Consider the following 15,685-nt stretch of genomic DNA (forward strand, 5'->3'; position numbering starts at 1 on the left):
TGGTGTGAGACAGGTCGCCCGGCAGGCAGCCACAGTCATATGCCGTGTTCTGTACCGCAGTTGGGCAGGACGGCGGTGGGGCCGGGATGACGAAGGTCACGCCGGGTCGGGGTTTGGGGCGGTTGGTGCGTGTGCTGTGTCACGTGGCTCGGGTCACCGGTCGCCACCGCGTCCACCGGCAGGACATATCACGCATCCGGTCGCACAACACCCAATATCGGCATCGAACCGGCCCCCGCGACCGTCACCGTACGCCCCGGGCGCGGGGCGTGGATGATCGCGCCGTCCCCGATGTACATCGCGACATGGCTGGCGTCGTCGAAGTAGATGATCAGGTCACCGGGGCGCATGTCCTTCACGTCCACGTGCGGCAACTGCTTCCACTGCTCCTGCGAGGTGCGCGGGATCGGATCGCCGGCGCTCGCCCAGGCCTGCGAGGTCAGCCCCGAGCAGTCGTACGACTTCGGGCCCTCCGCGCCCCACTCGTACGGCTTGCCGAGCTGGGCCGTCGCGTACGCCACCGCCGCCTTGCCCTCGGTGGACGCCTTGCCGCTGATGTCCTTGAGGACACCGGAGTCGAGCCAGTCGGTCTGCGCCTTCAGCGCGGCCTGCTGCTCCAGCGCGGCCAGGCGTTCCTTCTCCTTCTTCTCCAGCTGGGACTCCAGCTTCTCGGCCGCCGCGATCTGGGTGGTGATCGTCTTCTGGGCCGCGGCCTTGGCCTGGCGGTTCTTCTCCAACTGCTGCCACTGGGTGGAGGCGTCGGCGGTGTACTGCTTCAAGTCGTCCTGGGTGCGGGTCAGTTCGGTGATCAGACCCTTGGTGGCACGCTGGCCCTGGAGTATCCGCCCGGCACCGTCCAGAAACGCCTGCGGGTTGTCGCTCAGGACCAGCTGCGCCTCGTCCGGGAGCCCGCCCGTGCGGTACTGGGAGCGGGCCGCGGCACCTGCGCGATCCTTCAACTCGTCCAGTTTCTCCTGGCCCTTGACGATCTTCTTGGCCAGCTCGACGATCTGCGCGGACTGCTTCTGAGCCTGCTCCTCGGCCGCGTTGTAGGCGTCGGTGGCGACGGCGGCGTCGTGGTAGAGGTCGTCGAGCTTCGCGCGCACGGCCTCAAGGTCCTTGTTGGTCACGGGGGTTGGGGGTGCGGTCGTCGAGGGAGTCGGTGTGGGAGTGGGCGACGGGCTCGCGAAGGCGATGCCGGGTGCCGCCAGCACGGTGACCGCGCAGACGACCGTGACGGCCGTCGTGATCAGGGCTCGCCTGCCCGCTCCCATACCCCTGCCCCCACATCACGTATCTGATTGACCGTCAGTAACTTACGGACGCCTGGGGGATCGTGCCATGTCCGCACAGAAAACGACAGAGGTAGTACTTCCCGTACTTCTTCCCTTTCCTTCCAGGTCATGACCTGTCACGGCGATTTCCCCGCCCGTGTGACGAACGGCCGACGGAGATCGTTCCCCCGCCGGACGACCATTCACCCCAGCGGAGCCAACGCCCCCCACTCCACGGTCACTTCGCCCTGCCGCCACCGCACCGGACCGTCCACCACCGGCCAGTCGGCGGTGAGATCCCGCACCGCGCGGATCCAGCGCTGACGGGCGCCGTAGGAGACGTAGGGCGCGGCGGCGGCCCAGGCGCGGTCGAAGTCGCGGAGGAACGCGTGCACCGGTTCGCCGGGCACATTGCGGTGGATGAGGGCTTTGGGGAGCCGTTCGGCGAGGTCGGACGGCCGCTCCAGGGAACCGAGCCGCGCCGCGAAGGTGACCGTCCGAGGCCCCTCGGGCCCGAGCGCGACCCACACGTGCCGCCGCCCGATCTCGTCACAGGTCCCCTCGACCAGCAGCCCGCCCCGGGAGCCCCCGCCCGTCGGCGCGAGCCGTCCGCACAGCCGCGCCCAGACCTCGGCGACCTGCGCCTCGTCGTACTGCCGCAGCACGTTCGCCGCGCGGATGAGCGACGGCCGTCGCGGCACGGGGATCTCGAACCCGCCGTGCCGGAACACCAGCCCCTCGCGCTCGTACGGCTTGGCCGCCGCGACCCGCGCCGGTTCGATCTCGACACCGACCACGTGCGCGTGCGGGGCGACGGTACGGAGTCGCGCGAGCAGTTCCACGGCGGTCCAGGGCGCGGCACCGTACCCGAGGTCGACGGCGAGGGCCTCGCCCGCCCGCCGCAGCTCCGCCCCGTGCGTCGCCACGATCCAACGGTCCATACGGCGCAGCCGGTTGGGGTTGGTCGTCCCGCGCGTCACTGTTCCCAGGGGGCGGGCGGCTGCGCGGGCTGTCATACGTACGAGGGTAGGCGGACGCGGACGCGGACGGGGACGCGGACGCCGAAGCGGACGGGGAGGCGCCGCACGTCACGTCCGGGATGACGACCATCGGCGTGATGTCGGCGTCGACCTTGTCGCCCGCCTTGACGCGGACCCGGAAGGTCACGTCGGCGTGCCAATCGTCGATCTTGAAGTCGACGCTGGCGCCGTCGGCGGTCGGGTGCGCGATGGTCCGGGTGCCCGTGTTCCCCTCCAGACCCGCGATCAGCCTGTACGTCGAACCGCCGTGAAGTTGGCGGACGGGTGGTCGGCGTAGGCCCTGCGACTGGTCAGGCGATGGTCATGGGCATGACCGACCGCGGTGCGGCGCGCCCCAGCCGCCCACGCCGCAACGGCTCGAACGGTTGAGCGACACCAGGTAATGTCCAGGCAAAATCCCCATGCGCCGGAATGAGAATCCCGCCCGTCGGCGTTGCACCCCCTTGGAGGGAACCCCACACCCTCCTTCCGGCATGCCCGCAGCGAGGAGGAACGCCACGTGAGCCAGTACGGCAGCAGGCTCGGGCGCCGTTCCCCGGCCGCGTCCGCCCGGCTGCGGCTGCACCGCAAACCCCGCCGGGTCGCCATGCTCTCCGTGCACACCTCGCCGCTGCACCAGCCCGGCACGGGCGACGCGGGCGGCATGAACGTCTACATTGTGGAACTCGCGCAGCGCCTCGCCGCGATCAACATCGAGGTGGAGATCTTCACGCGCGCCACCACCGCGGTCCTCCCCCCGACCGTCGAACTGGCCCCGGGCGTCCTCGTCCGGCACGTCGACGCGGGGCCGTACGAGGGTCTCGCCAAGGAGGAACTCCCCGCCCAGCTCTGCGCGTTCACGCACGGAGTGATGCAGGCGTGGGCCGGTCACCGCCCCGGGTACTACGACCTCGTCCACTCGCACTACTGGCTCTCCGGCCACGTCGGCTGGCTCGCCGCGCAGCGTTGGGGCGTGCCCCTCGTGCATGCGATGCACACGATGGCCAAGGTCAAGAACGCCAACCTGGCCGACGGCGACACCCCCGAGCCCGCCGCGCGCGTCATCGGCGAGACCCAGATCGTCTCCGCCGCCGACCGCCTCATCGCCAACACGGCGGAGGAGGCCGACGAACTTGTACGGCACTACGCGGCCGACCCCGCCAAGGTCGCCGTGGTGCACCCGGGCGTGAACCTCGAACGCTTCCGGCCCGCGGATGGTCGAGCGGCGGCCCGTGCCCGTCTCGGGCTGCCGCAGGACGCCCTCATTCCGCTCTTCGCGGGCCGCATCCAGCCCCTCAAGGCGCCGGACGTGCTGCTGCGCGCGGTCGCCGTGCTGCTCGACGAGCGGCCCGAACTGCGGTCGAACATCGTCGTCCCCGTCGTCGGCGGCCCCAGCGGCAGCGGCCTCGCCAAGCCGGAGGGGCTCCAGAAGCTGGCCGCGCGGCTGGGCATCGCGGATGTCGTACGGTTCCGGCCGCCGGTCGGGCAGGAGCAGCTCGCGGACTGGTTCCGGGCCGCGTCCGTGCTGGTCATGCCGTCGTACAGCGAGTCCTTCGGGCTGGTCGCCATAGAGGCGCAGGCGGCCGGCACGCCGGTGCTGGCGGCCTCGGTCGGCGGTCTCCCGGTGGCGGTGCGCGACGGCGAGACCGGCTTCCTGGTCCAGGGCCACGACCCCGCCGCCTACGCGCGCGTCCTGCGCACCCTCGCCGACGACCCGCACCTCGCGCCCCGCATGGGCGAGGCCGCCGCCCGGCACGCGCAGTGCTTCGGCTGGGACACGGCCGCCGCCGCCACGGCCGACGTCTACGCGGCCGCGGCCCAGGCCCACCGCCGTCACGTACGCTCGCACCATGGGTGAGGCGGTGGCGGACCAGGAGCGGGCGGCGCAGGTCATCGAGGGTTTCCTCAAGGGCGCCGAACTCGACTGGGAGAGCCCGGAGTCGGGCACGTTCGTGGTCCAACTCCCGGGCACCCGCAAGCTGTCGACGACCGTCTCCCTCCTCGTCGGCCGCCACTCCCTCTCGCTCAACGCCTTCGTCATCCGCCACCCCGACGAGAACGAGACGGGCGTCCACCGCTGGCTCCTGGAGCGCAACCTCAAGCTGTACGGCGTGAGTTACGCCGTCGACCGACTCGGCGACGTCTACGTCACCGGCCGCCTCCCCCTCGCCGCCGTCACCGAGGCCGAGATCGACCGCCTCCTCGGCCAGGTCCTGGAGGCCGCCGACGGCAGCTTCAACACCCTGCTGGAGCTGGGTTTCTCCGCCGCGATCCGCAAGGAGTACGCGTGGCGGGTGGCGCGCGGGGAGTCGACGCGGAACCTGGACGCGTTCACTCATCTGACCCAGCGGCCGACCAACTGACCGTCGACTGACTGCGTTCTCCCTCTTCCGCTGTTTCCTGGCCTCGTGGCATGCTCACCGCTGACGCAGATCTGAACGTCGTTCACATCCATGAAAAGCCGCATGGGAGGACGTACGTACATGAGCCACATCCCCCTCACCAGACGAACCCTGCTCGGCGGCGCGCTGGCCGTCGCGGTCCCCCTCCCGAGAACCGCAACCGGCGGTGAAGTCCCTTCCCTCTGGCGGGAGTTCACCCGCACCCCCTTCACCCACCCGCAGATCCCGTACATCGGCAGGGCGGGCGCCCGGCGCCACCCCCGCCGCCCCCGCGCCTTCGACGTCCTCCGCTACGGCGCTGTCGCGGACGGCGTCACCGACTCCGCCCCCGCGATCAACCGTGCCATCGCCGCTGCCGGTAGGGCCGGCGGTGGCACGGTCCACCTCCCGCCCGGCACCTTCCGCATCGACGACGTGATCCGCGTCGGCCACTCGAACGTCGTGGTCAGGGGCGCGGGCAGCGACCGTACGAAGCTCTACGCGACGCGGAATCTGACGGAACTGATCGGCGTCTACGGCTCCCGCTACGGCGGCGACAAGTCGTCCTGGTCCTGGGCGGGCGGCCTCATCTGGCTCGCCCCGACGGCCCGTTGGGACTCACTGGTCGCCGCGATCAGGGCGAAGGCCTGGCCCTTCGAGGGCTGGACCGGCAACAGGCGTGACGAATGGCGGCAGTTGACGACGGTCGAACCGGCGAGGCAGGGCGCGTGGACGGTACGGGTGGCGGACGCCTCCCAACTCAGGCCCGGCACCCTGGTGTTGCTCCGCCTCGCCGACGACCCCGCCCACACCCTCCTCCAGCACATGGCGGGCGGCGGCCCCGGCCCCGAGGCGTACTACTGGGACGACAAGACGAAGCTGCTGTCGTACGTCCCCTACGAATGGCCGGTCCGCATCGCGCACGTCCACGGCCGGACGGTGACCCTGGAGCGCCCGCTGCCCCTCGACCTCCGCCCCGAGTGGAACCCCCAACTGACCACCCACGTGCAGGAGTTGACGGGCTCGGGCGTAGAAGGCCTCACCCTGGAGGCCATCGAGACCCCGCAACAACCCCACCTCCTCGACAAGGGCTACAACGGTGTCGTCCTCCAATGCGCCTACGACTGCTGGCTGGACGACGTGACGGTCCGTCACGTCGACAACGGCTTCGGCCTGGTGGCGGCCTCGGCCTGCACCCTGCGCGGTACGACGGTGGCGGGCCGCGGCTCCCACCACCCCTACTTCTGCCGCGAGGGCTCGCACGACAACCTCGTCGAGGACTTCACGATCGAGGACCGGACGGTCCCGGCACCGCCCAACACCCAGCTCCACGGCATCAACGTCGAGGGCCTGTCCTCATACAACGTCTGGTCGCGCGGCGACATGCGCATGGGCACCTTCGACAGCCACCGCGGCCTGCCCTTCGCCAACGTCCGCACCGACATCACGGTGAACAACAACGGCCGCCACGGCGGCGACGCGAACGCGGGCCCCCTCTTCGGCGCCCGCTTCACCCACTGGAACATCCGCGTCACCAACGGCCGCGCGGGCCTGCTGAAGATCGACCAACTGGCGCCGTACAGTGCCACGGTGGGCCTGAACACGGTCACCGAGTTCGACCAGATCGACGTCCCCGACTTCACCGGCGACCTCCACTCCCGCCTGGAGCTGTACGGCACGACGGACGCCGTACGGCCGCGAAACCTGTACGAGGCGCAGCGGGAGCTGTGACTCAGGTGCGCCGCAGGACGTCGTAGCCGATGAAGTCGAACATGCGGGTCCCGGGCGGCAGTTGGCGCTGTCGGCCGGTGAAGCGGTGGGCGCCGACGGCCTGGGGGATCGAGGGGTCGGAGACCCACAGCCGCTCGAACCCGCGGTCCTCCAGCCAGGCGCAGACCTGGGGCACGAGGTCGGTGGCCAGGTCGCGGCTGCGGGTCCATACGAGCGTGCCGCCCGTCCGGCACAACGCGGTGCAGTGGTCGAGGAGGCGTTCCACGTCGGCGTCGGTGATGTTGCCGAGGACGCCGCAGGCGAGGGCGAGGTCGGCGGGCGCGAGGTCGGCGTACTGGTCCGTCGACGAGGCGTCCCCGGCGACGACTTCGACGCACGGGAGGTTGGCCTCCCGTGCGGCTCGCGTCGCGTCGGCGACGTTCCGTTCGTCCAACTCGACCAGCCGGGCGCGGACTTCGGCCCCGCGCGGATGGTCGGCCAGTACGCCGATCAGGTCACGGCCCTGTCCGGCGCAGAGACTGATCGCGGTGAGCGGTCCCGGCGGGGCGGTGTCGAGGGCGAGTCGTAGGCGTTCCTGGATGCGGGCCAGGCGCTGACTGAGGTAGGAGTCGGGGGAGTTGTAGGAGTCGTGCCATTCGTGCCAGTCCATGCGGGGAACCTAGCTGCGGAGTCGATCTCTGTCGCGTGAATATCGCCCCGGTGTGACCCCCACCAACTTCCGGAAATGGCGGGTGAGATGGGACTGGTCGTAGAAGCCGGTGGCCGCCGCGACCTCGCCCGGTGGGCGGCCGTCGAGGAGCAGGCGGCGGGCGCGGTCGACGCGGCGGGACATCAGGTACTGGTGCGGTGCGATGCCGTACGCGCCGCTGAACGCCCGTACCAGATGGGCGGGATGGGCGTGCACGAGCCGAGCGGCCTCGTCGAGCGCGATGCCCTCGGTGACGCGTTCGTCGAGGAGTTCGCGGAGGGTGCGGGCGAGGGCGGGGTCCCCGGTGGGGGCGGGGGAGGACGGTCGCGGCCGTAGGTGGGCGTGCAGTCGTTCGGCGATGAGGGTGAGGCGGCTCGCGGCCTCCAGTTCGTCACCGGGGTGGTCGAGCGCGGTGTGCAACTGGCCGACGCGTAGCCGGAGTTGGGGATCGCGGAGATCGGGCCGGTCGACGGCGGACCCGATGAGACCGTCTGGGAGGTGGGTGTCGTCGAGATAGAGGACGCGCTTGCGGAAGCCGTGCGGGGTGGCGGGGGAGCCGTTGTGCGGGATGTGCGGCGGCAGCAGCGACACCGTGTCGTGCGGGGTGCCGTGCTCGTGCCGGTCGAGGTCGTACCGTACGGCACCGTCGTCCACGATCAGCAGCGTCCACGCGTCGTGCACGTGCATCGGGTAGGCGTACTCGGTGAAGTGGGCGTGGAAGACCTCGACGACACCGGGGATACGGGGCCGCCAGGCGGAGACCTCCTGCTGCGGGGCCATGCAAAGAACGTACAAGACGGGGGCGCGGAGCGGTCGGCAGTCTCGACGCATGAGCACTGATGACATCCCTGGCCCTGATGAACCGATCCGCTTCGACACGAAGATCGCCGTGCTGCTGCGCGACGACCTGGAGCCGTGGCAGCGGCTGAACGTCACGTCCTTCCTGGTCAGCGGCCTGGGCGCGCAGATCCCCGAGGTGATCGGAGAGCCGTACGAGGACGCGGACGGGGTGGCGTATCTGCCGATGTTCCGGCAGCCGGTGATGGTCTTCGAGGCGACGAAGGAGGTGCTGGCGGCGGCCCACGCCCGGACCCTGTCCCGGGCCCTGCCGCGCGCGGTCTTCACGTCCGACCTGTTCGCCACGGGCAACGACCGCGACAACCGGGCGGCGGTACGGGCCGTGCCCACGGCCGACCTGGATGTGGTCGGACTGGCGGTCTACGGGCCGCGGAACGGGGTGGACAAGGTGGTGAAGGGGGCGCGGATGCATCCGTGAGAGGGAGTTGGCGAGGGGTGATTCGGTGAGTACTGCCCGAGTCGGATGACGGTGATGCGCGCACGGGGGGCGGCTTGATCAGTTCGAGTGGCGGTCGCCGCGAAGCCTTCTGTGCGCGCACCGGGAGGGAGGAGAGTCCTCCCCGGTGAGCCCTTACCCGGGGTGGGCCACCCGCACCGATCCATTCTTCGGCAATCGGCAGGGAGAGAACCATGAACCGATCCACGAAGCTGGCCCTGGGAGCTGTCGTGACGGCACTCACCATCGGCGGCACGGTCGCGGCCTCGGCCCCACCGGACCAGCCCCACCGGGCGGCGGCCACCGCCGACTGGGCCAAGGTCTCCGCGAGCGGACACATCCTGGGCGGGCAGGGCATCCGCGGCATCAACAAGTTCGGCCACGGCCGCTACAACATCACCACGACACACAACCTCAACGGCTGCGCCCTCCTCGGCACCATCAACACCAACGGCGGCAGCGACCCCGGCCCGGGCAGCTCGTCCATCCTCGTCGGCCAGGTGAACGGGAACACGCTGTTCGTCCGGACGGCGACGCCGTCCGCTGGCGGGAACGCGGGGGTGGACAGTGATCGGCCGTTCTCGATCACGGTGGTGTGCTGATCAGCGGCGGCGCTTTTTCGGGGGGTTGCGGTGCTTGAGGGAGGCTCGTAGTTGCTGGGCGTCGTAGGTTTTGCCTTGGGCTGCCAGAGTGTTGGCGAGAGCTCTGGTGAGGTCGCTGTACATACGGTGGTCGACTCCATAGGCCTCCCGGGCGAAGCCTCTAGTGGCGCGTAGAAGTTTCTCCGTCTCGGAGTGACAGCCGAGAGCCGTGAGGGTCTTGCAAAGATTCTCGGCGCTGATCAGCGTGTGAGTGTGCCGGTTGCCGACCACCTGTTGACACAGCGCCAGGACATCGGTCAGGACGACACGGGCTTCGTCGAACCTATGCATCCTGTACAGGGTGGAACCGAGAACCCTGGTGGCGTCGAGAGCGGCAGGGTGCGCGTCGTTCGACGTATTCCGGAACCGCTCCAAGACGTTCGTCAGTGTGCTGTGGGCTTCGTCTAGACGACCCAGTTGCATCAGGGTGAAGCCAAGTGCGCCGACGGATCGGAGCGCATCAAGGTGGTCTTTGCCCAGCGTCTCTTCGCGACGCGGCACGATGTCCACCAAGAAGGCGTAGGCCTCGATGCACCGTTCCAGTTGGCTGTAATTGACGGCGAGGTCGTGGGCGGTACTCAGCGTGTCGGGATGGTCTTCGCCCAACACTCGGCGGCGTCTGTCCAAGAGGTCCAGGGCCAGGGGCAGGGACTTTTCGAACGCGCCCATGTCGTACAGTGCCAGGCCCATCAACTGAGCCGCGTGCAGTGTGTCGCGATGGTCCTCGCCCAGAGACGCGGTCCATGTCTCGTACAGGATCTCGCTGAGCCCGAGGGCCACCTCGGACTGGGCGGAGCGGGCTAGATACACGGCTGCCTTCAGCAGCATCGGCCGTAGCCCGGCCCTGTCTACCAAGCTGTTCAGCGCGGCCGTCAGATGCGGAATGAGCAATGACCACTCCGGCCAGTTCTTCGGCAACTCGGGGTCACCGGGATCGACGGTGCTGAGCAGCCCCGCCACATCGTCCTGGACCGGCCCCACGGCCTGATCACCCGCGCGGTCCCGTACCACGGCCTGCGTCAGCCGGTGCACCTGGAACGTGTCCGGCCCGACGACCGCCAGCCCGTAGCGGGCGAGCGGCTGGAGTGCGTTCCTCGGCCAGCTGATGGCGTGTCGGCCTCCCGGCACGCTGGTCAGCGCATCGCGCGCCTCGACGAGCCACGTCGTAGGAATCGGCTCAGGCCCCAGGAACGCGGCCAGCCGAAGCACCGCCGCCGCCTCCGGATGGTCCGCGTCCAGGCGGTCCGCCGCGATCGTGACCGTGGCGGCCACCGAGAGCGGATAGTCGTAGACCTCCCCGTCGGCGAGGAGTTGGGCGGTGTTGGTCCTGAGCAGTTGCAGATAGTGGTCCGGCGGCATCCCTTCGCTGAGCGCGCCGGCGGCCTGGGCCAGGGCGAGCGGCAGATCACCGAGGGCGTCGGCCAGGGCGTCCGCCGTGCCGCTGCTCAAGGTGGGCAACTGGCCGTTCAGGTACGCCAGCGACTCCGCGCGGCTGAACACGCCCAGCGCCAGTCCTGTGGCGACCTTGTTCCACGCCGGATCGCGCGCCGTGATCAGCACATGCCCGGGCCCCTCCGGCGGCAGCCAGCTCCGCAACTGCTTGGGATCCTCCGCGTTGTCCAGCACGAGGAGCCACCGCTCATGGGTGCGCAAGTACTCCAGGGCGTACCGGGCGTTGATCTCGGCGCCCGCCTCCGGCTTGGCCACGTCGACGCGGGCCGCGAGTTCCGCGTACCGGGCGGGGACCTGTTCGCCCTGTTCTGCGTCGACCCACCACACCAGGTCGTACTGTCCGGCGAAGCGGTGCGCGTACTCCAGCGCCACCTGGGTCTTGCCGACGCCGCCCGGCCCGTGCAGCACCCGGACGGCGGCCCGGCGCTCGCCGAGCAGACCGGTGCGCACCTTCTCGATGATCTCGTCGCGGCCGGTGAAGTGCGGGTCGCGTCGTTGTCGTACGTCCCATACGGCTGGGTCGTTTGTAGTGGAGGGGAACCGCGGGCGGAGGCCCTGCGGGGCGGTCGACCGGCTGGACGACGATGACTTGGTGCCGGGGAAGGTGGGCGGAGTGGTCGGGGGCAGTGGCCCGCGTACCGCGTCGAGCAGCGCCTTGAGCGCCTCCGGCTCGTCCAGGTCGTGCAGCTTCTGGCGGATCAGGGGTCGTAGGATCGCCGGCAGTTGTTCTGGCTCCAGAGGCTCGACGACCAGCGGAACGAAGCGGTCCCGGCCGGCTACGGCGGCGGTCCATTCCTCCTCGGTGTAGCGGCCCGGAGCGAAGTACTGGGGGGAGAACAGGGCGACGACAGCGGACGCCTTCTCCAATGCCTCGTTCATCTTCTTGACGAAGTCCTCGCCCGGACGCCAGTGCCAGATGTCGAGTTCGACCTGGTAGCCGTTCCCCTGGAGATGCCAGGCGACCCATTCCGCCCATTGACTGTCGAGCCCGGCATGACTGACGAACATCGGTCCGCAACTGTCGGTCATGCCTGTCTCCCACCCCAACGCCCCCAGCGGCCCTCGTACCGCACCTCCTTGTATACCTCGTGAAACGCGGATGGCGTGGGCGGAGTGGCGAGCCGGTCTCAGGCCGCGCTGACCTCCGCCTCGGCCGCCGCCACGTGACTCTCGACCCCTGCCGGTCCATCGACCGGCAGCCGTCGCATCAGCAGCCCGTACCCCACCGCCGCCCCCGTCCCCACGACCGCGCACAGGCCCCACAGCCACTCCGCGCCGAAGTGGTCGATGACGAAGCCCGACATCAGTGGGGCGACCAGTGCGGCGACGGCCCAGGACAGGGTGTACATGCCCTGGTAGCGCCCGCGGCCCTGGACCGGGGAGAGGCGGACCACGAGGCCGGTCTGGGTCGGGGCGTTGATCATCTCGCCGAGGGTCCACACGCACACCGTGAGGGCGAAGACACCGACCGAGCCGGCGAACGCCGTGAGCCCGAAGCCGTAGCCCGCGAGGAGGGACGAGACGACCAACAGGCGCTTGGCGTCGCGGTGTTCGATGAGGCGGGTGACCGGGATCTGGAGGGCGACGATGAGGAAGCCGTTGACGGCGATCGCGGTGCCGTAGTCGGCGGGGGTGAACCCGGCCTCGCCCATCGCGACCGGCAGTCCGACCGAACCCTGCTGGAAGACGAGCGCGACGAGGAAGGACAGCCCTACGACACTCATGAACCGCCCGTCGCGCAGGACGGTCCGCAGGCCGACCGCGTCGGCGGGCCGCTTGCCGTCGGCGTCGGTCACGACGCTCGGCCGGGACTCGGGCAGCCGTAGGAACACGACGACCGCGCAGGCCGCCGTCATTCCGGCCTCCAGCAGGAACCCGGCGCGGTAGCTGACCTCGGCGATGAACCCGGCGGCCATGGAGGAGATCGCGAAGCCGAGGTTGATGGCCCAGTAGTTGAGGGAGAACGCTCGGACCCGGTCCTCGGGGCGCACGATGTCCGCCATCATCGCCTGCACGGCCGGGCGGGACGCGTTGCTCGCCGCGCCGACGAGGAACGCGACGCCGGCGATGGCGAGGGGGTCGTACATGAAGCCGAGCAGTGCCACGGACGCAGCCGTCGACGACTGGGCGACGAGGAGGGTGGGGCGGCGGCCGATCCGGTCGGTCATCACGCCCGCGCCGATCGACGAGACGACCCCGCCGAGCCCGTAGAGGGAGGCGACCAGGCCCGCGTAGGTGGCGGAGTAGCCGCGGTCGAGGGTCAGATACAGCGCCATGAACGTCGAGACGAACGCCCCGAGCCGGTTGACGAGAGTGCTGGTCCACAGCCACCAGAACTCGCGGGGCAGCCCGGAGACGGTTTCCCGGGCGGCACGTCTCAGGGCGGCGAGTGACATGGCGGATCCCCCACGGTCGGACAGGCGGTGTGTAAGTGGCCAAGGCGGCGATCACAACTTACGAAGGGGAGGGTCCGGCGGACCACTCAATTAACAGAAGCCGTCAACTGGCGGACCGGGAGGCGGGCACCCGACACCGGCCCGAATGCGTGGATTACGCTCTGAGGCATGGCCGACGCACCGTACAAGCTGATCCTCCTCCGCCACGGCGAGAGCGAGTGGAACGCGAAGAACCTGTTCACCGGCTGGGTGGACGTCAACCTGAACGAGAAGGGCGAGAAGGAGGCGGTCCGCGGTGGCGAACTCCTGAAGGACGCCGACCTCCTCCCCGACGTGGTCCACACGTCCCTCCAGAAGCGCGCGATCCGCACCGCGCAGCTCGCCCTCGAATCCGCCGACCGCCACTGGATCCCGGTCCACCGCAGCTGGCGCCTGAACGAGCGCCACTACGGCGCCCTCCAGGGCAAGGACAAGGCGCAGACCCTCGCGGAGTTCGGCGAGGAGCAGTTCATGCTCTGGCGCCGTTCCTACGACACCCCGCCGCCCCCGCTGTCCGACGACTCGGAGTTCTCGCAGTCCGCGGACCCGCGCTACTCCTCCATCCCCCCGGAGCTGCGCCCCCGCACGGAGTGCCTGAAGGACGTCGTCGTCCGCATGCTCCCGTACTGGTACGACGGCATCGTCCCCGACCTCCTCGCGGGCCGCACGGTCCTGGTCGCCGCCCACGGCAACAGCCTCCGCGCCCTCGTCAAGCACCTCGACGGCATCTCCGACGCCGACATCGCGGGCCTGAACATCCCGACGGGCATCCCGCTGGCCTACGAACTGGACGCGTCCTTCAACCCGGTCAAGCCCGGCGGGACGTACCTCGACCCGGACGCGGCCGCCGCCGCGATCGAGGCGGTCAAGAACCAGGGGAAGAAGAAGTAACTCCGGCTGATCAAGCCCCTCACCTGCGGTTTCTATGCAGGTGAGGGGCTTTTTGGTGAACTGGGACCGTCTGTGGGCCGTCAGACGCGTTGGCGCCGGCGGGGGACGCGGATGTCGAGGGCGATCAGTAGGGCCGTCGGAACGGTGACCTTGGCGGGGCGTAGACCCGGAGCGTGAACTGGGTCCGCGTGGCTGAGGTACTCGGCGAGGACCTTGACGTTCCTCTCCTGCGTCCAGGCGGGCACCTTGCGCTCGCGGTGTCCTCGCAGGTGGTCGCACAGCCGGTGACTGGGCATGGCCAGCGCCATAGCCCTCCGGGTCGTGATCCACGACAGCGACGACAGCGACGACAGCGACGACAGCCACACGGTCACCGCGGAAGTCTTCACGGACGTACGACAGGGAGCACGCCCAATGTTGGGGGTCACGGCCGGTCGCGGGTTCTGGTGCGAGTGCTGGACGGAAGGGTTTGACGGACGGCTGCCGCCAGTCTTGTTCGGTTCCTTCGGCGCGTACTCGGAGCGTGCGGCGGACAGTTGGGTGTCGACGATTCCGCGCACCGTCTCACCGGCCCTCGCGCAGGCCAAGCCCCGCGCGATGTCAGTCACCCACGTAAACACGCGTATCACCTGGACGATACGGCTCGCGATCTTCGTTCCGCTTGCCCACGGTCAAGGCGTCGAACTCCCACCCGAGGGCTGATTTCGGTTGATGCTGAACCGTTCAGGTTCTTAGGAATCTCAATGCCGGAGCTGGACGATCACTCTGAGGACGGTGGGCCACACATTCACATCGGCAGTGCGCAAGTCGAGTCAGCGGCAGAGCGCCATGATGGTGTCATCGAAGTCCGGGAACTCCCGGCTCGCCTGCTCGACAACTGCGGTTGGCGACTGCTGCCGTCCCGCCGCGAATCGTTCCGCGACGGCCACCAATTCGCGATTGGGAGACGGCGTCCAGTCAGGCTCGTAGGAGGTGGCCGCCTCCCAAGGGCCATAGCCTCCGGCCAACAGCCACAAGAAGGCGCCCAGATCACACGCCACGACACCGGTCTCCCCCTCCGACCCGAGGAAGACCACCGGCTGATCGACGAGTGGGCTGTGCTGACGGATCAGCCAGAACGCCGCGTATCCACCCGAGCCATCCTGACCGAACACGCGGAAATCGTCGCCGCTCAACTCCGCGTTGCCGGTCCAGGCCCTGAACCAGTCGGTAGTTTCCTCCGCAGACAGGAAAGACGGGAAGGGCTCGAAGTCGACCCCAGCTCCGCCGCTGTACTCGAACGGAAGCGTCAGCGCGGCGGCCAACGCCTCGGGAAACTGTCGACCATCGGTATTCACTCGGACAGGCTAGCGACCACAAGTGTCACTGGATGGCTGCGCACGAATCGCCCGGACTGGCTGGGCCAGCCGTACGTCAAGCATCAACTGAGACACGACAACCACCCTGCTGGCTAGGTGAGTTACAACTCTCGGTGATGCCTCCGGCGAGGGATCGGCCAGCACCGGGACGGGAGCTGGGGTAGGTGTGTGGTTGAGCTGGTCGGGCGAGGCCGCGACGCTCCCGCAGTGAGTTACCGGCGCTTGCGGCGGAAGCGCGACTTCTTCTGCTTCTGGGGGGCCAGCAGTCGCTGGGCTTCGAATCGCCTTCCCAGCGCATCTAGTGCCTTAGCGAGGTTGTGGGTGGCGTCTGCGGTGTCGGGGTGGTCGTCGCCGAGGGTACGGCGATGATGATTGCGCACGTCTTCAAGGAGCTGAGCCGCTGCCGCGTATTGGCGCAGGCTGTACAGGGTGATGGCGAGGTTGTGGGCGGATTGGAGGGTGTCGGGGTGGTCGTCGCCGAGGGTGCGGCGTCGACGGGCGAGGGTGTCCTCGATGATGCG

15 protein-coding genes are annotated in these 15,685 nt (G+C 69.4%); 6 read left to right on the forward strand and 9 right to left on the reverse strand.

Going from position 1 to position 15,685, the window contains the following annotated elements; translation table 11 throughout:
• Positions 1-188: 188 nt before the first annotated feature.
• Both ACWIHT_RS40460 and ACWIHT_RS40465 read right to left on the reverse strand, forming a co-directional pair.
• Positions 189-1,274 carry an NlpC/P60 family protein gene (locus ACWIHT_RS40460; protein WP_456173559.1) on the reverse strand — a complete coding sequence of 362 codons (1,086 nt, stop codon included), beginning with the start codon at positions 1,272-1,274 and terminating at the stop codon, positions 189-191.
• A gap of 203 nt (positions 1,275-1,477) precedes the next feature.
• Positions 1,478-2,290: a class I SAM-dependent methyltransferase gene (locus tag ACWIHT_RS40465; protein WP_456173560.1), complete on the reverse strand. Its 813-nt coding sequence runs from the start codon at positions 2,288-2,290 to the stop codon at positions 1,478-1,480.
• Between the two features lie 523 nt (positions 2,291-2,813).
• On the opposite strand from ACWIHT_RS40465, the gene mshA reads away from it, so the two are divergent.
• The 3 genes from mshA to ACWIHT_RS40480 all read left to right on the forward strand — a co-directional run bounded on the left by mshA (position 2,814) and on the right by ACWIHT_RS40480 (position 6,405).
• Positions 2,814-4,151: a D-inositol-3-phosphate glycosyltransferase gene (gene mshA, locus ACWIHT_RS40470; RefSeq protein ID WP_456173561.1), complete on the forward strand. Its 1,338-nt coding sequence runs from the start codon at positions 2,814-2,816 to the stop codon at positions 4,149-4,151.
• On the forward strand, positions 4,144-4,656 hold the full coding sequence (locus tag ACWIHT_RS40475; protein ID WP_456173562.1) for a YbjN domain-containing protein: 513 nt from the start codon (positions 4,144-4,146) through the stop codon (positions 4,654-4,656). Before mshA ends, ACWIHT_RS40475 begins: the two co-directional genes overlap by 8 nt.
• 120 nt (positions 4,657-4,776) lie before the next feature.
• Positions 4,777-6,405 (forward strand): glycosyl hydrolase family 28-related protein, encoded by a 1,629-nt coding sequence (locus tag ACWIHT_RS40480; protein WP_456173563.1) that lies wholly within the window; start codon positions 4,777-4,779, stop codon positions 6,403-6,405.
• A 1-nt stretch (position 6,406) separates the two neighbouring features.
• Here the strand turns inward: ACWIHT_RS40480 and ACWIHT_RS40485 are convergent, their stop codons facing one another.
• Both ACWIHT_RS40485 and ACWIHT_RS40490 read right to left on the reverse strand, forming a co-directional pair.
• Positions 6,407-7,054 carry a class I SAM-dependent methyltransferase gene (locus ACWIHT_RS40485; protein WP_456173564.1) on the reverse strand — a complete coding sequence of 216 codons (648 nt, stop codon included), beginning with the start codon at positions 7,052-7,054 and terminating at the stop codon, positions 6,407-6,409.
• A gap of 9 nt (positions 7,055-7,063) precedes the next feature.
• Entirely contained in the window at positions 7,064-7,873 is an 810-nt protein-coding gene (locus ACWIHT_RS40490) for an AraC family transcriptional regulator (RefSeq protein ID WP_456173565.1), read from the reverse strand.
• Positions 7,874-7,922: 49 nt separating this feature from the next.
• Between ACWIHT_RS40490 and ACWIHT_RS40495 the strand changes: the two genes are divergently transcribed.
• Together ACWIHT_RS40495 and ACWIHT_RS40500 are read left to right on the forward strand one after the other, a co-directional pair.
• Positions 7,923-8,369: a DUF2000 family protein gene (locus ACWIHT_RS40495; protein WP_456173566.1), complete on the forward strand. Its 447-nt coding sequence runs from the start codon at positions 7,923-7,925 to the stop codon at positions 8,367-8,369.
• A gap of 212 nt (positions 8,370-8,581) precedes the next feature.
• Positions 8,582-8,989 (forward strand): hypothetical protein, encoded by a 408-nt coding sequence (locus ACWIHT_RS40500; RefSeq protein WP_456173567.1) that lies wholly within the window; start codon positions 8,582-8,584, stop codon positions 8,987-8,989.
• Here ACWIHT_RS40500 and fxsT read toward each other — a convergent pair whose 3' ends face one another.
• Together fxsT and ACWIHT_RS40510 are read right to left on the reverse strand one after the other, a co-directional pair.
• A complete protein-coding gene (gene fxsT, locus ACWIHT_RS40505) occupies positions 8,990-11,509 on the reverse strand; it encodes an FxSxx-COOH system tetratricopeptide repeat protein (protein ID WP_456173568.1) in 2,520 nt (839 codons plus the stop codon).
• Positions 11,510-11,607: 98 nt separating this feature from the next.
• Positions 11,608-12,876, reverse strand: coding sequence for an MDR family MFS transporter (locus tag ACWIHT_RS40510; RefSeq protein ID WP_456173569.1), 1,269 nt, complete (start codon positions 12,874-12,876; stop codon positions 11,608-11,610).
• Positions 12,877-13,044: 168 nt separating this feature from the next.
• Here ACWIHT_RS40510 and ACWIHT_RS40515 point away from each other — a divergent pair, with 168 nt between their 5' ends.
• The gene (locus tag ACWIHT_RS40515) at positions 13,045-13,806 is read left to right on the forward strand and encodes a phosphoglyceromutase (protein ID WP_456173570.1); all 762 of its coding nucleotides are present in this window, start codon (positions 13,045-13,047) and stop codon (positions 13,804-13,806) included.
• Between the two features lie 80 nt (positions 13,807-13,886).
• On the opposite strand, the gene ACWIHT_RS40520 is transcribed toward ACWIHT_RS40515, so the two are convergent.
• The 3 genes from ACWIHT_RS40520 to ACWIHT_RS40530 form a co-directional block, all read right to left on the reverse strand.
• Positions 13,887-14,195, reverse strand: a complete 309-nt coding sequence (locus ACWIHT_RS40520) for a hypothetical protein (protein ID WP_456173571.1) — start codon at positions 14,193-14,195, stop codon at positions 13,887-13,889.
• A 423-nt stretch (positions 14,196-14,618) separates the two neighbouring features.
• The gene (locus tag ACWIHT_RS40525) at positions 14,619-15,143 is read right to left on the reverse strand and encodes an SMI1/KNR4 family protein (protein WP_456173572.1); all 525 of its coding nucleotides are present in this window, start codon (positions 15,141-15,143) and stop codon (positions 14,619-14,621) included.
• Positions 15,144-15,376: 233 nt separating this feature from the next.
• A partial coding sequence (locus ACWIHT_RS40530) for a tetratricopeptide repeat protein (protein WP_456173573.1) occupies positions 15,377-15,685 on the reverse strand: 309 nt, incomplete at its 5' end.

The organism is Streptomyces sp. NPDC002276 (genome assembly GCF_053891435.1).

What these genes read in the sequence shown, in the direction of transcription:
- ACWIHT_RS40465 (WP_456173560.1), bottom strand. Translation starts at nt 2,290, where the DNA reads ATGACAGCCCGCGCAGCCGCCCGCCCCCTGGGAACAGTGACGCGCGGG.
- fxsT (WP_456173568.1), bottom strand. Translation starts at nt 11,509, where the DNA reads ATGACCGACAGTTGCGGACCGATGTTCGTCAGTCATGCCGGGCTCGAC.
- ACWIHT_RS40500 (WP_456173567.1), top strand. Translation starts at nt 8,582, where the DNA reads ATGAACCGATCCACGAAGCTGGCCCTGGGAGCTGTCGTGACGGCACTC.
- ACWIHT_RS40515 (WP_456173570.1), top strand. Translation starts at nt 13,045, where the DNA reads ATGGCCGACGCACCGTACAAGCTGATCCTCCTCCGCCACGGCGAGAGC.
- ACWIHT_RS40485 (WP_456173564.1), bottom strand. Translation starts at nt 7,054, where the DNA reads ATGGACTGGCACGAATGGCACGACTCCTACAACTCCCCCGACTCCTAC.
- ACWIHT_RS40510 (WP_456173569.1), bottom strand. Translation starts at nt 12,876, where the DNA reads ATGTCACTCGCCGCCCTGAGACGTGCCGCCCGGGAAACCGTCTCCGGG.
- ACWIHT_RS40480 (WP_456173563.1), top strand. Translation starts at nt 4,777, where the DNA reads ATGAGCCACATCCCCCTCACCAGACGAACCCTGCTCGGCGGCGCGCTG.
- ACWIHT_RS40495 (WP_456173566.1), top strand. Translation starts at nt 7,923, where the DNA reads ATGAGCACTGATGACATCCCTGGCCCTGATGAACCGATCCGCTTCGAC.
- ACWIHT_RS40475 (WP_456173562.1), top strand. Translation starts at nt 4,144, where the DNA reads ATGGGTGAGGCGGTGGCGGACCAGGAGCGGGCGGCGCAGGTCATCGAG.
- ACWIHT_RS40490 (WP_456173565.1), bottom strand. Translation starts at nt 7,873, where the DNA reads ATGGCCCCGCAGCAGGAGGTCTCCGCCTGGCGGCCCCGTATCCCCGGT.
- ACWIHT_RS40460 (WP_456173559.1), bottom strand. Translation starts at nt 1,274, where the DNA reads ATGGGAGCGGGCAGGCGAGCCCTGATCACGACGGCCGTCACGGTCGTC.